14 protein-coding genes and 1 pseudogene are annotated in these 14,841 nt (G+C 45.3%); 12 read left to right on the top strand and 3 right to left on the bottom strand.

From position 1 onward, the window contains the following. Positions 1–119: 119 nt before the first annotated feature. From DER53_RS02985 to DER53_RS02975, 3 genes and pseudogenes are all read right to left on the bottom strand, one after another. Positions 120–692 (bottom strand): annotated as a pseudogene (locus DER53_RS02985) (glycosyltransferase); the annotation flags it as partial. Next, positions 647–991 carry a hypothetical protein gene (locus tag DER53_RS02980; RefSeq protein WP_244319626.1) on the bottom strand — a complete coding sequence of 115 codons (345 nt, stop codon included), beginning with the start codon at positions 989–991 and terminating at the stop codon, positions 647–649. The pseudogene DER53_RS02985 and the gene DER53_RS02980, both read right to left, overlap by 46 nt. Before the next feature lie 371 nt (positions 992–1,362). Further along, positions 1,363–1,869 carry a MerR family transcriptional regulator gene (locus DER53_RS02975; protein WP_062755665.1) on the bottom strand — a complete coding sequence of 169 codons (507 nt, stop codon included), beginning with the start codon at positions 1,867–1,869 and terminating at the stop codon, positions 1,363–1,365. 233 nt (positions 1,870–2,102) lie between these two features. Between DER53_RS02975 and DER53_RS02970 the strand changes: the two genes are divergently transcribed. The 12 genes from DER53_RS02970 to DER53_RS02915 all read left to right on the top strand — a co-directional run bounded on the left by DER53_RS02970 (position 2,103) and on the right by DER53_RS02915 (position 14,421). Continuing rightward, entirely contained in the window at positions 2,103–3,290 is a 1,188-nt protein-coding gene (locus DER53_RS02970) for a PDZ domain-containing protein (RefSeq protein WP_062679076.1), read from the top strand. A gap of 16 nt (positions 3,291–3,306) precedes the next feature. Beyond that, the gene (locus DER53_RS02965) at positions 3,307–3,528 is read left to right on the top strand and encodes a CsbA family protein (RefSeq protein WP_062679077.1); all 222 of its coding nucleotides are present in this window, start codon (positions 3,307–3,309) and stop codon (positions 3,526–3,528) included. A gap of 153 nt (positions 3,529–3,681) precedes the next feature. Then, complete coding sequence (uvrB, locus tag DER53_RS02960) at positions 3,682–5,661, top strand: excinuclease ABC subunit UvrB (protein WP_062755667.1); 1,980 nt, start codon at positions 3,682–3,684, stop codon at positions 5,659–5,661. A 9-nt stretch (positions 5,662–5,670) separates the two neighbouring features. Then, positions 5,671–8,535, top strand: a complete 2,865-nt coding sequence (gene uvrA, locus DER53_RS02955; RefSeq protein ID WP_062755668.1) for an excinuclease ABC subunit UvrA — start codon at positions 5,671–5,673, stop codon at positions 8,533–8,535. A gap of 89 nt (positions 8,536–8,624) precedes the next feature. Then, positions 8,625–8,951 carry a magnetosome magnetite crystal formation protein family gene (locus DER53_RS02950; protein ID WP_062755670.1) on the top strand — a complete coding sequence of 109 codons (327 nt, stop codon included), beginning with the start codon at positions 8,625–8,627 and terminating at the stop codon, positions 8,949–8,951. A 22-nt stretch (positions 8,952–8,973) separates the two neighbouring features. Then, positions 8,974–10,053, top strand: a complete 1,080-nt coding sequence (locus DER53_RS02945) for a DUF4097 family beta strand repeat-containing protein (protein ID WP_062755671.1) — start codon at positions 8,974–8,976, stop codon at positions 10,051–10,053. A 33-nt stretch (positions 10,054–10,086) separates the two neighbouring features. Continuing rightward, a complete protein-coding gene (locus DER53_RS02940) occupies positions 10,087–10,446 on the top strand; it encodes a phage holin family protein (protein ID WP_015865049.1) in 360 nt (119 codons plus the stop codon). A 100-nt stretch (positions 10,447–10,546) separates the two neighbouring features. Beyond that, positions 10,547–11,482 carry an HPr(Ser) kinase/phosphatase gene (gene hprK / locus DER53_RS02935; protein WP_015865048.1) on the top strand — a complete coding sequence of 312 codons (936 nt, stop codon included), beginning with the start codon at positions 10,547–10,549 and terminating at the stop codon, positions 11,480–11,482. Positions 11,483–11,500: 18 nt separating this feature from the next. Further along, positions 11,501–12,310 (top strand): prolipoprotein diacylglyceryl transferase, encoded by an 810-nt coding sequence (gene lgt, locus DER53_RS02930; RefSeq protein WP_062755673.1) that lies wholly within the window; start codon positions 11,501–11,503, stop codon positions 12,308–12,310. A gap of 16 nt (positions 12,311–12,326) precedes the next feature. After that, complete coding sequence (locus tag DER53_RS02925; protein ID WP_062679082.1) at positions 12,327–13,265, top strand: nucleoside recognition domain-containing protein; 939 nt, start codon at positions 12,327–12,329, stop codon at positions 13,263–13,265. After that, positions 13,262–13,909, top strand: coding sequence for a pyrophosphatase PpaX (ppaX, locus tag DER53_RS02920; protein ID WP_015865045.1), 648 nt, complete (start codon positions 13,262–13,264; stop codon positions 13,907–13,909). The genes DER53_RS02925 and ppaX overlap by 4 nt, the downstream gene beginning before the upstream one ends. After that, positions 13,906–14,421 carry an acyltransferase gene (locus tag DER53_RS02915; RefSeq protein ID WP_062755675.1) on the top strand — a complete coding sequence of 172 codons (516 nt, stop codon included), beginning with the start codon at positions 13,906–13,908 and terminating at the stop codon, positions 14,419–14,421. Before ppaX ends, DER53_RS02915 begins: the two co-directional genes overlap by 4 nt. Positions 14,422–14,841: the final 420 nt, after the last annotated feature.

Raw genomic sequence — 14,841 nt, 5'->3', positions numbered from 1 at the left:
CTAAAAAAACAAAAAATACCGATTCATCCCCCACCTCCACTCCGCTTAGAAGAGGGGGGTCTTCTCGGCAAAAAAGATAAAATGAAACGGGCAACTGCCTTTAAGGGTTGCCCGTTTTTTCAATGATGCACCTTTTCTTTTTTGGAAGATGGCGAGAACGATGGGGAATGCAATGTTTTTTCAATCGTAAACCGCGGCCGTCTTTTGACTTCTTGATAAATTTTTCCGATATATTCTCCAATGAGTCCCATTCCCATTAGCAACAAACCGCCGATGAGCCAAACGGAAATCATGATGGATGTCCAACCTGATTCGGCATGACCAAGCAATTTGACAGCCAACGAGTATATGCCGGCAGCACTGCTGAGAAGAAAAGCAAGAAATCCAATGAACGTAATCAATCGAATTGGTACGATACTAAAAGAGGTAATGTCATCAAACGCAAACGCCAGCATTTTTTTGAGCGGATATTTCGATTCTCCCGCAAAACGTTTTTTACGGTCATAAAATACTTTCGTCGAACGGAAGCCTAGCAGCGGTACTATTCCGCGCAGGAAGATGTTGATTTCCGTGTAGCGGCTCAATTCCTCAAGCGCCCGCTTGCTCATTAATCGGAAATCGGCGTGATTGTACACTAATTGGACGCCTAATTTTTGCATGAATCGATAAAACCATTGTGCGGTTGCTTTTTTTTCTCTTTTGGCAGATGCGACACATACACGACGATTGGCTTTTCCCGTTTTCCGTGATGAATGCCCATGGAGAGTTCGATTTTTCCATTTTCATACACTTTGAAACCGTCTTTCACCCATTTCGTTGGGAAGTATTTCTTTTTCTTGTAGGGATAACGGGCAGGATGTCCTTGCTGGATGGCTTGGTGTGCGAGGTTCTGGCGAAGAGGTATTTGTGGCAGACGGATTGAATCGATTGGCTGTGAAGATGGAACTTCCTTTTCGTTTGTTTTTGCAGCTCGCTTTTGGTGATCCAGCATCCATGTTGGAGAAAGTGTTCTTTTGCTAAGCGGAGACATTCATTCCAAACACGGGCGGATTCCCGATTGCAGGCATACAATCGGTCCAAATCCGCTTTCGATGCCCGGAAGAACACTTTTTGGCCACGAAGCATGAGCATTTCCTTCTTTCTTTGTTTGATGGATGGTTCAATTATAGCACATATGTTCGTCTTTGGGAATCAAAAACCTCCTGATTTATCTTCCTCCTTCACTCCGTTTAGAGGAAGGGAGACTTCTCGGGAAAAATGTTAAAAAACAATAAAGAATAAATGAAGATGTAAAGGAAGTTTTTTAAAAGAAAAACTCCTTCTCTCTTTTTTTAGAAAAGAAAAAAGAGAGAAGGAGGGAGATTATACAAATAGACTCATAATGCGGCTGATGCCACGGCGTTTCGGTTTTTGCTTTGCATTTTCCGTTATAATCGCTTGTTCTCTATTAACGTCTTCTTCTAAGCGGGCAATACGTTGTTCGAGTGAATGAAGCTGGGAGGCTAGTTCTTCAATTTCTCGGCGATGATGCAAAAGCTGAACGGAAACGATATCGTCCGCTTTTTCGTTGAGCTTTTTTTCGATATTTTGGAGGCGGGAGGTAAACTCATTGAGCTGTGGTTCGATATAAACGTTGAACAACTCGTCAGCGGAGAATGGATGTTGCGGATTTTCTTGATTGATGCATGGTTCTAGGGCAGCGCCTTGTTCAAATTTAATTTGTTCTAGCAAGGCAACCGCTTCGGCATCGAATACGTAGTGTCCCGCTTCGTTTTTTTGGCACGGAACATTATATTTCTTTACCCAGCGCTGAATCGTTTTCGGTGATACACCAAGACGCTTCGCGACACTGCTTGTTTTTAACTCCATCTAAATGATTCCTCCTTTTTCATCCTCTTTTATATCATTTTCCATCAAGACGGAAATCCCTTCCTGCTTGACAAAACTAGTGTGGATTCGGCAAAGAAAGTCGTTATGCGAAAGGATTCGCCAATAATAAACAAATAATGTTGAAAAAAATGTGTATGCGATCATAGGATTTATGAAAGTGATTTGGTAGAATAGTAGATAAAGAATCGCGAACATAGCGAGGTGGCGGCGATATGTCGATATGGGTGTTGGAGGCGCTCAAAGGCGTTGGGCGGCTGCTTGTGCAACCGTTGTTTTATTATGGGATCGCACTGGCGCTTGTTATCGGATGGCGGCGGGTGAAGCGGGAAAGAAGCTATTTTTCTATTCGCGTATACAACATGTTTCATGAAAGCAAGCTTTTTTGGCGAAGCGGCCTCGTTGCCGGCGGTATTTTGTCGTTAGCAGCGGTTGCTATCGGCATCGTGCTTCCGCGCGATGCTATTTCAATGATTGCGCTTGTGACGATCGCAATCGGATTAACGATGCAAATGCGGCTGCTTTCCCCGGCGTATACGATGGGGCTTGTGTTTTTTATCGTTAGTATTCTTGCCAATGATAAAGAAACGGCACCAGCTTTAAAGCGTTTTTTCCCGGAACTTAGCGAGACGAATATGGCTGCGCTTGCTATTTTGCTTGCTTTATTGCTTTTTGTGGAAGCATGGCTTATTTTACAAAACGGCGCTATCGAAACATCTCCACAGTTAGCGAAAAGCAAGCGTGGTTTTGTTGTCGGAGAACATTGGTCGCAGCGGCTTTGGTTCGTTCCTGTGCTGCTTCCGGTAACAGGAGAACTTCCGTCTCCATTTTCATGGTGGCCATTATTTCCTGTTGCTGGCGATTCTTATTCATTGATGCTTGTGCCGTTTTTGATCGGATTTTCTGAGCATGTACAAGGGATGCATCCAAAAGCTTCGATTCGTTTAACTGGAAAAAGAGTGATGTTGCTCGCATGGATTGTCAGCTTGTTTGCTATAGGAGGCTATTGGTATGCGCCGCTTTCGATGATTGCGGCAGCCCTTGCCTTGATTGGAAGGGAGTGGCTTGCTTTCTTCCAGCATCGTCAAGATCGCTTGAAACCTCCGTATTTTTCGAAGCGTGAACAAGGGCTTGTCATTTTAGGGATTCTTCCGAATTCCAAGGCGGAAAAAATGGAGCTAGAAATTGGTGAAGTCATCACAAAAGTGAACGGAATGACAGTAAAAACGGAAACAGAGTTTTATGAAGCGTTGCAACGAAACCGCGCATTTTGTAAATTAGAGGTAGTCAATGAACATGGAGAAGTTCGTTTCGTTCAAGGGGCGTTATATGAAGATGAACATCATGAGCTTGGGCTGCTGTTTGTAAAAGAACGGGAAAAATGGGCGCTAGAAGCCGTCTAAATAAGGAGTTTTTCATATGTGGTTTATAGTTTCGTTAATTGTGCCATGTTTGCTTGTACTGTTATTTACCCGTGTTACGTACAATCATTATATCGGAACATTATTGACCATTGCGCTATTGGTTGCTTCCTATTTCAAAGGATATACAGACGAACTGCATGAAATTCTAGCAGATATCGTATCAACGACAGTTGGGTTTTTGTATGCGCAAAAAATGGTAAAACAGTTGAAAAAATAGTTAAATAGCGGCGGACGGCGAATGCTGTCCGCCATTTTTCATTGGAAGGTACTTTCTATTTTGGAACGAATATAAGTTCGTATTTTTTATGCATCTTTTTTAACAATGTGCTACAATGAAAAATAAGATGAAACGAAACAGGAGGTCGAATCCGTGGGGGACCGTTTTGAGTTAGTGTCGGCGTATAAGCCGCAAGGAGATCAACCAAAAGCGATTGCCAAATTGGTCGAAGGAATTCGAAAAGGAGTAAAGCATCAAACGCTGTTAGGGGCAACAGGAACGGGAAAGACGTTTACGATTTCCAACGTCATTAAAGAGGTGAACAAACCGACGCTTGTGATTGCCCATAATAAAACGTTAGCGGGGCAGTTGTACAGCGAGTTAAAAGAGTTTTTTCCAAACAACGCGGTTGAATATTTTGTCAGCTATTACGATTATTATCAGCCGGAGGCGTATGTGCCGCAGACCGATACGTATATTGAAAAAGATGCAAGCATTAACGATGAAATTGATAAGTTACGGCACTCGGCAACATCAGCGCTATTTGAGCGGCGCGATGTGATTATTGTCGCCAGTGTATCGTGCATTTACGGATTAGGATCACCGGAAGAATATCGCGAACTGGTTGTGTCGTTGCGCGTCGGGATGGAAATCGAGCGCAACGCTTTATTGCGCCGCCTTGTCGATATCCAATATGAACGGAACGACATTGATTTTCAGCGCGGAACGTTCCGTGTTCGCGGGGATGTTGTCGAGATTTTTCCTGCTTCTCGGGACGAGCATTGTATTCGCGTTGAATTTTTTGGCGATGAAATTGACCGCATTCGCGAAGTCGACGCATTGACGGGGGAAATTATCGCAGAACGCGAGCATGTCGCGATTTTCCCGGCATCCCACTTCGTTACGCGTGAAGAAAAAATGCGTTTAGCGATCGAAAATATTGAAAAAGAATTAGAAGAGCGGCTGCGCGAATTGCGGGAACAAGGAAAACTGTTAGAAGCGCAGCGGCTTGAGCAACGGACTCGTTACGATTTAGAGATGATGAGAGAAATGGGCTTTTGCTCGGGGATTGAAAACTACTCCCGGCATTTAGCGTTGCGTCCGCCAGGCTCGACGCCGTACACGCTGCTTGATTATTTTCCAGATGATTTTTTGATTATCATCGATGAGTCACACGTGACATTGCCGCAAATTCGCGGCATGTATAACGGGGACCGGGCGCGCAAGCAAGTGCTTGTCGATCACGGCTTCCGTCTGCCATCTGCGCTCGATAACCGACCGTTAACGTTTGAGGAGTTTGAACAAAAAATTAACCAAATTATTTATGTTTCCGCGACACCTGGTCCGTACGAGCTGGAACATAGCCCGGAAGTTGTGGAACAAATTATTCGTCCGACAGGGCTGTTGGATCCAACGATTGACGTTCGTCCGATTGAAGGGCAAATCGATGATTTAATCGGAGAAATTCATGAGCGGATCAAGCGGAATGAACGCACTCTCGTTACGACGTTAACGAAGAAAATGGCGGAAGATTTAACGGATTACTTAAAAGAAGTCGGCATTAAAGTTGCGTATTTACATTCCGAAATTAAAACGCTCGAGCGCATTGAAATTATTCGCGATTTGCGCATGGGCAAATACGATGTGCTCGTCGGGATTAACTTGTTGCGGGAAGGATTGGATATTCCGGAAGTATCGCTTGTCGCCATTCTCGATGCGGATAAAGAAGGCTTTTTGCGCTCGGAACGTTCGCTTATTCAAACGATTGGGCGTGCGGCGCGAAACGCCAACGGCCATGTCATTATGTACGCCGATACGATTACAAAATCGATGGAAATTGCCATCAATGAAACGAAACGGCGCCGCGCGATTCAAGAAGCGTATAACCGTGAGCACGGCATTGTGCCGCAGACGGTCAAAAAAGAAATTCGCGATGTCATCCGTGCGACTTATGCGGCGGAAGAGAAAGAAACGTACGATACGAAACCATCTTACGGCAAGATGGCAAAGAAAGAACGAGAAAAGCTTATTGCCGATTTAGAAAAAGAAATGAAAGAAGCAGCAAAAGCGCTTGATTTCGAGCGTGCTGCCCAATTGCGTGATATTATTTTTGAGTTAAAAGCGGAAGGATGATTGGAGTCTATGGCAACCGATAAAATCATCGTAAAAGGCGCAAGAGCTCATAATTTAAAAAATATCGATGTGGAAATTCCCCGTGATAAACTCGTCGTATTGACAGGATTGTCCGGTTCGGGGAAATCGTCGCTTGCGTTCGATACGATTTATGCGGAAGGACAGCGGCGGTACGTCGAATCATTGTCGGCGTACGCCCGCCAGTTTTTAGGGCAAATGGATAAGCCGGATGTCGATGCGATTGAAGGGCTGTCGCCGGCCATTTCGATTGACCAAAAAACAACGAGCCGCAATCCGCGTTCCACTGTCGGAACCGTCACGGAAATTTACGATTATTTGCGGCTTTTGTTTGCCCGCATCGGCCGGCCGGTTTGCCCAGAACATGGCATTGAAATTAAGTCACAAACGATCGAACAAATGGTCGATCGGCTTCTTGCTTATCCGGAACGGACAAAAATGCAAATTCTCGCTCCCGTCGTTTCTGGGCGGAAAGGAACGCACGCAAAAACGCTGGAAGATATTCGAAAACAAGGATATGTGCGCGTGCGCGTGGACGGAGAAATGCGGGAACTCACGGAAGATATTGAACTTGAGAAAAATAAAAAACATTCGATTGAGGTCGTTGTGGACCGCATTATTATTAAGGAAGGAATTGCTGCACGTTTGGCGGATTCATTAGAGACGGCCTTGAAGCTTGCGGACGGAAAAGTGCTTATTGATGTCATTGGCGAGGAAGAGCTGTTGTTTAGTGAAAAGCATGCATGTCCGTATTGCGGCTTCTCGATTGGAGAGCTAGAGCCGCGCATGTTTTCATTTAACAGTCCGTACGGCGCCTGCCCAGACTGCGATGGGCTTGGCGCGAAGCTTGAGGTGGATCCGGATTTAGTCATCCCCAATGATGAACTGACGCTGCGCGAGCATGCGGTTGCTCCATGGGAGCCGCAAAGCTCACAATATTATCCGCAGCTGTTAGAAGCGGTGTGCAACCATTACGGCATTGACATGGATGTGCCGGTAAAAGATTTGCCGAAGGAGCAGCTTGATAAAATTTTATACGGAAGCGGCGGCGAGAAAATTTACTTTCGCTACCAGAACGATTTCGGACAAGTTCGCGAGCAGTATATCGTTTTTGAAGGCGTTATTCCGAACGTCGAGCGCCGCTACCGTGAAACAAGCTCTGATTATGTTCGCGAACAAATGGAGAAATATATGGCGCATCAGCCATGCCCGACTTGTAAAGGAAACCGCCTGAAAAAAGAAAGCCTCGCCGTGCTTGTCGGCGGCAAACATATCGGCGAAGTGACGGCATTATCGGTTACGGAGGCGCTTGAGTTTTTCCAAAACTTGCAGTTAAGCGAAAAAGAAAAGAAAATCGCCCATCTCATTTTGCGTGAAATACGTGAGCGGCTCGGCTTTTTAAAGAACGTCGGCCTCGACTATTTAACATTAAACCGTTCTGCTGGGACGCTTTCCGGCGGAGAAGCGCAGCGCATTCGTCTGGCGACGCAAATCGGCTCGCGCTTAACAGGCGTGCTGTATGTTTTGGACGAGCCGTCGATCGGACTTCATCAGCGCGATAATGACCGCTTGATTGCAACGTTAAAAAGCATGCGCGATATCGGCAATACGCTTATTGTTGTTGAACATGATGAAGATACGATGCTTGCCGCGGATTATTTAATTGATATTGGGCCGGGTGCGGGCATTCATGGCGGCGAGGTTGTCGCTGCTGGAACGCCGCAAGAAGTGATGGACAATCCAAACTCACTGACTGGACAATATTTATCGGGGAAAAAATTTATCCCAATCCCAGCCGAGCGCCGCAAGCCGGACGGACGCTGGGTCGAAATTGTTGGCGCGAAGGAAAATAACTTAAAAAACGTGTCTGTCAAAATTCCGCTCGGCACATTTGTCGCAGTCACGGGCGTATCTGGTTCTGGAAAAAGCACGCTCGTCAATGAAATTTTGTATAAGGCGCTTGCGCAAAAACTGCATGGCGCGAAGGCAAAGCCAGGCGAGCATAAAACGATTAAAGGGCTTGAGCATTTAGATAAAGTTATTGACATTGACCAATCGCCGATCGGCCGTACGCCGCGTTCCAATCCAGCGACATATACCGGCGTATTTGACGACATTCGCGAAGTGTTCGCGGCGACGAATGAAGCGAAAGTGCGCGGATATAAAAAAGGCCGGTTCAGCTTTAACGTCAAAGGCGGGCGATGTGAAGCGTGCCGCGGGGACGGCATTATTAAAATTGAGATGCACTTTTTGCCGGACGTGTACGTTCCATGCGAAGTATGTCATGGTAAACGGTATAACCGTGAGACGCTGGAAGTAGCGTACAAAGGAAAAAACATTGCGGAAGTGCTTGATATGACTGTGGAAGACGCACTTGAGTTTTTTGAAAATATCCCGAAAATTAAACGGAAATTACAGACGCTATATGATGTCGGCTTAGGGTATATGAAGCTCGGACAGCCGGCAACGACATTGTCGGGAGGAGAAGCGCAGCGTGTCAAATTAGCATCTGAATTGCATCGCCGCTCAAATGGCCGGACGCTCTATATTTTAGATGAGCCAACGACCGGGCTTCACGTTGATGATATTTCCCGTTTATTGAAAGTGTTGCAGCGCTTAGTTGATAACGGGGATACCGTTCTTGTGATTGAGCATAATCTCGATGTCATTAAAACGGCGGACTACATTATCGATCTCGGGCCAGAAGGCGGCGATCATGGCGGGCAAATTGTTGCGAAAGGAACGCCGGAAGAAGTGGCCGAAGTAGAAAGTTCGTACACCGGACGCTATTTAAAACCGATATTGGAGCGCGACCGCGAACGAATGCGCGCGTTATATGAAACGGCAAGGGCATAAGCCTTTGCCGTTTTGTTTTTCTTTAAATCGCATCTCCTGAGAAACTTTTCTTGATCGCGGTCGTATATAAAAACAAAGGGGGAGTTTTCGTGAATTCCAATAAAGTGCTTGCATCATTATGTTATTTCAGTATTTTCTTTGCTGGATTCATCTTTCCGATTGTCGTTTACTTTGTCGCCGATGATCAAGCAGTGAAACAACACGCGAAAAAAGCGTTTCTTTCCCATTTGATTCCAGCCGCGACCATTTTGTTGTTTATCATCAGTGCTATTTTTGCAGGATTGACAGGGGGAGGCAGCGATGTGTCATTTTGGGTCAGCAGCGGCCTAGTATGGCTCGGTTTTGCTATAGCGGGGGTCGTCAACTTGGTCGTTGTAGTTTGGAATATTATCAAAGGGATTCAAGTGTTGAAATAAGATAATGGGAGGGGGATCGCCCATGGAAAAGAAAAAACGCATATTAAAAATGGTGAAGGAAGGGAAAATTACAATAGAAGAGGCGCTTACGCTGCTTGAACAGCTGGATGAACAAAAAAGCAATGTTGGCCCGCTTGAACTTCTTCATGTATCCGGATCGCATTCGCACTCAAAGCAACATTCCGTAAAAATGGCTTCGTTGAAAGAAAAACTATTTGATTTTTTAGACACGACCGTAAAAAAAGTGAAAGAGTTTGACCTTCCATTTGCCAATGCGTTTGAAGTAAGACATATTTTTCAACAAAGTAATGTGGCTTTGCAAAACATCGATGTGCATATCGCCAATGGAAATATCAAGGTAGTGCCATGGGATCAAGCGGACGTTCGAGTCGAATGTGAAACAAAAGTATATCGTTCTGAATCGCTCGATGCGGCGCGGCGGTCATTTATAGAAGAGTCGTTGTTTCTTGTGCAAAATGAGCACTTCCGATTTTCCGTTTCGAAACCGTTTATGAAAACAAATGCGACCGTTTATGTTCCGCAAACACGTTATCAAGGCGCAAAATTTCGTCTTTTTAACGGGGATATCGGCATCGAGCGTCTGCATGCAAACGAGTTGCATATCAAAAACGTAAACGGTTCGATCACACTTCAGCGTTTGCTCGCAGAAGAAGCGGAATTAGAGACGGCAAATGGAGCAATTGTATTGGAACATAGCGCGATCGAGGAAGTCGAAGCAGAAACGATTCATGGGGAAATTAAACTGAACGGGAATTACCGCTACGTGCGTTTACGGACATTCAGCGGCGGGATTACGTATGCAACGGAAAGAGAAGATGGGGTTATTACCGGAAAAACGGTAACGGGAAACATTGCATTGTTTCTTCCTCGCGATATATGTTTAGAAGGAGAAATGAGAACGAACCTTGGCGGATTGATCTGCGAGCATCCGAACGTATCACCTGTGGAGGAAAAACAAGAAACTGCGCAAAAAACGATTCGTTTTGCAAGTGAAAATTCCTCCAAACCGCCGCTTCATATTTGCGCGGATTCGAAAGCAGGATCGATTTCGCTGCAAATGATGGAGGGCGGTAGTGAGTAACAGAAGATAATCATGAAAAGACGGTGATGGTAGATGATCAATTGGTTAATCGGTGTATTTGTGAATACGGTTTTATTGGCGGCGATTGATGGATATTTTGATTCCATTCGATTTAGCGGCATCGGCGCCGCTTTTATCGCCAGCATGATTTTATCCATTTTAAACGTTGTCGTGCGTCCCATTTTAATTTTATTAACATTGCCTGTAACGATTTTAACACTTGGATTGTTTCTATTTGTCATTAATGCCATTACCTTGATGATGACAGCAGCATTAATGGGGAATGCGTTTGAAATAAATGGGTTTGGCACCGCACTGCTTGCTTCGATTGTTCTTTCCTTTTTCCATTTACTTATTCAAAAAGCGATTATTGAGCCGTTGCGGCAAAAATAAGTATGAGAGGCGGAACGAAGGGATCCGCCTCTTTTTGATTCAACGCGAGAAAGAAAAGTGCTAAAATGGAAAAAGACAAAGAAAGGGGAGAAATGCCGACATGCCGAAAGTGCGTACAAAAGACATTATCGAAAAGTTTCAGTTGGAATTAGTAAGCGGAGCGGAAGGAATTCATCGTCCGATTACGACAAGCGATTTGTCTCGTCCTGGTATTGAAATGGCAGGTTATTTCACGTATTATCCAGCAGAGCGAATTCAATTATTAGGAAAAACAGAGCTTTCATTTTATGAAACGTTAAGCCTAGAAGAGAAAAAGATGAGAATGGAGCGGCTTTGTACCGATATTACTCCAGGGATTATCATATCGCGCGGATTGGAAGTGCCGCCGGAACTGATCGAAGCTTCCGAACGGCAATCGGTGCCGGTGATGCGTTCGACGATGAAAACGACCCGGCTTTCGAGCCGTTTGACGAACTATTTAGAAAGTAAATTGGCTCCGACAACGGCTGTCCACGGCGTGTTGGTCGACGTTTACGGCGTCGGAGTATTAATTACGGGAAAAAGCGGGGTCGGCAAAAGCGAAACAGCTTTGGAATTAGTCAAGCGCGGCCATCGGCTTGTCGCGGATGACTGTGTGGAAATTCGCCAAGAAGATGAAGGGGTGCTCGTTGGCAGCGCGCCGGAGTTGATTGAGCATTTGCTGGAAATTCGCGGGTTAGGCATTATTAATATGATGACATTATTTGGCGCTGGAGCGGTGCGGACGCATAAACGCATTTCGTTAGTGATCGATTTGGAACTTTGGGATCCGAATAAACAATATGATCGTCTCGGGTTGGAAGAAGAAAAAGTAAAAATTTTGGATACAGAATTAACGAAATTAACGATACCGGTTCGGCCGGGACGAAATTTAGCTGTGATTGTCGAAGTGGCCGCGATGAATTTCCGTTTAAAACGGATGGGGGTCAACGCAGCGGAAGAGTTTTCCGCGCGTCTAACCGATGCGATTGAAGATGGCGAGCATGATTATGAATAACAGTTAGGAGGAGAATTGATGGATTCGACGATTCAACCGCTAGACCGTGTCTTTTTGCATCTCGGTCCGATTACTATTTATTGGTATGGTGTCATTATCGGAACGGGGGTATTGATCGGATTATGGCTGGCGACAAGAGAAGGGGCGCGGCGCGGACTCCCGAAAGAAACATTTGTCGACCTCGTCTTATTCGCAGTGCCGATCGCGATTTTGTGCGCGCGCGTCTATTACGTGATTTTTGAATGGGATTATTATTCAAAACATTTATCGGAAATCCCGCAAATTTGGGAAGGCGGTCTTGCAATTCACGGCGGATTGATCGGCGCGGTCGCAACAGGGGCTGTTTTTGCGAAAACGAGAGGGCTTTCATTTTGGAAGCTGGCGGACATTGCGGCGCCAAGCATTATCTTAGGGCAGGCGATCGGGCGCTGGGGCAATTTTATGAACCAAGAGGCGCATGGCGGTCCGGTAACGCGGGAGTTTCTCGAAAGCTTGCATTTACCGGATTTTATTATTAATCAAATGTATATTAACGGACAATATTACCATCCGACCTTTTTGTACGAATCGCTTTGGAATTTAGCGGGCTTTTTGCTGCTGTTGTGGCTGCGGCGCGTTAATTTGCGGCGCGGCGAGTTATTCCTCAGCTATCTTATTTGGTATTCCATCGGACGTTTCTTCATTGAAGGAATGCGCACCGATAGTTTAATGCTAGCGGGCCATCTTCGCATCGCGCAAGTCGTTTCCGTTGCGCTCATTATACTTTCAGTCTGTTTATGGGTATTTCGCAGAGTAAAAGGATTAGCAAAAGAGCGGTATAACGATTAGAAAAGGGGAGAAGAGAATGGTCGGAATATTACAAAGGGGATTCGCGGTTGGCCTGCAAACGACGTGGACGCTCGGAAAAGTGATTTTTCCCATTACGCTCATCATGTCCATTTTACAGCATACCCCCGTGCTGCAATGGATCATTCAGCTGGTAACTCCATTTATGAAATGGATCGGGCTTCCGGGAGATGCGGCCATCCCGCTTGTGCTCGGCAACTTATTAAACTTGTACGCCGCAATTGGCGCCATACTGACACTGCACTTAACAGTAAAAGAAGTATTGATTTTGGCGGTTATGCTTTCGTTTTCCCATAACTTGCTCATCGAGTCGACCGTTGCGTCGCGCACCGGTATGAGCGTTGCGCTAATGGTTATTGTTCGCGTCGGGCTCGCGCTTGTTTCCGCTCTATTGATTCATTATCTTTGGCAAGGAGGAAGTGAAACGGCGCAATACGGCTTTGTTTCCAATTCTCCAGAGCAGCTGACCAGCTGGGGAGCTATTTTGCTTGCCGGGTTGAAAAAAGCGTGCCTTGGGATTGTGCAGTTAGCGGTGATTGTTATTCCGCTTATGATTGGAATTCAAATATTAAAAGAGTTAAAATGGATTCATATTTTTTCGCGTTGGATGGCGCCGGTGACGAAATTGCTCGGCATGAAAGAAAATACCTCTTTGACATTGGCGGCCGGACTCGTGTTCGGTTTAGCGTATGGTGCGGGAGTGATGATTCAGGCGGTAAAAGAAGACGGCGTATCAAAACGCGATTTAACATTGGCCTTTATTTTTCTTGTGTCCTGCCACGCCGTTATAGAAGATACGCTCGTATTTGTTCCGCTTGGAATTCCGGTATGGCCGCTGCTTGTCATTCGGCTGGTCACCGCTATTTTATTAACCATGCTTATTAGCTTTATTTGGAATCGTGTCGAAGATACAAAAAGGAAGGAAGCTGCAGTATGAACATTCGTACAATATTATTTGATCTCGATGGAACATTGATCGATACCAATGAATTAATTATTCAATCGTTTTTACATACGTTAGAAAAATATTATCCAGGCAAATATAAACGCGAGGATGTCTTGCCGTTTATTGGCCCTCCGCTTTATGAAACGTTCAACGCATTGGATCCGTCGCGCGTACAAGAAATGATTGATACGTATCGCGCATTCAATCATGCGCAGCATGATGCGCTCATTCGTGAATTTGAAACGGTGTATGAAACAATTGAAACGCTGCACCAAAACGGGTTTCGTCTCGGCGTGGTAACGACAAAAATTCATCAAACAGCAGTGATGGGATTAAAGAAAACGAGACTAGAACCATTTTTCGACTGCGTCATTGGACTTGATGACGTCAAACATGCAAAGCCGGACCCAGAGCCAATTTATAAAGCGCTGGACTTGCTGCAATCCACGCCGGATGAAGCGTTAATGGTCGGCGACAATTATCACGATATTTTAGCGGGAAAACGCGCTGGCACGAAAACGGCGGGAGTGGCATGGGCGATTAAAGGACGGGAGTATTTGGAACAATATGAACCGGATTTTATGCTGGAAAAAATGAGCGATTTGCTGGCGATTGTAGGAGTGAAAAACGAGTGAGGCGGACGACGAAATATCCGGTATCAGGCGCAAATTCCTTATGGCAAATTTATAAAACGGTGTCGTTTTGGAAAGTGCTCAAAAACGTGATCATCATCCAAATCGGGCGCTACACACCGTTTTTAGCGGTGAAAAACTGGCTGTACCGCACGTTTTTGCGCATGAAAATCGGGGAAAAAACGGCGCTTGCCTTTATGGTCATGCCGGATATTATGTTTCCAGAGAAAATTCAAATCGGCCGCAATTGCGTGATCGGTTATAATACGACGATTTTGGCGCATGAATATTTAATTGATGAATACCGGCTCGGCGATGTCATTATTGGCGACGAAGTGATGATCGGCGCCAACTCGACGGTGCTTCCCGGCGTGGTGATTGGCGATCGCGCCGTCGTCGCCGCCGGCACGGTCGTCCATAAAGATGTGCCTGCCGGTGCGTTTGTCGCCGGCAATCCGATGCGCATCGTTTATACGAAAGAAGAAAGAGAACAGCGGAACGATAGCTCCACCTGACCATGTCGAGTGGATAATAAAAAGACTGTATTCGTACAGATTGTTGCTTTTGAAGAGAAAGACAAAAGTCTAATGTCCTCCGCCATGGGAGTATTAGGTGGGTAGATAGAATCATCTGTAGGGGTTGTTTTGTTGTGTTCATCACGCTTTTTCAGGATAGGTGAACTTCCGAAAAATTTAAACATAATCCTGCAAGTAAAATTACAATCCCTATCATTGCATTGAACAAGGCAATCCCTCTCCTTTGGTTATTGAACGAGATTTTGTATTTATTTTTGGCTAATAGCAACAATTTTTTAGAAAAGAGCCATAAAAAGAGTGTACCAAACTACGGCCTTTCCCCGATGTTTCAGCGGGGAAAGGTTGTTTCGTTTTTTTTTGGTACTTTTTATAGGATTTATCTTGTGTCCGTTAGGTTTT

Origin of the sequence: Parageobacillus toebii NBRC 107807 (assembly GCF_003688615.2) — a bacterium.
Classification (GTDB): Bacteria; Bacillota; Bacilli; order Bacillales; family Anoxybacillaceae; genus Parageobacillus_B; species Parageobacillus_B toebii.
Note: the sequence above shows the minus strand (reverse complement) of the source record. Positions and strands in the feature narration are given on the sequence as shown.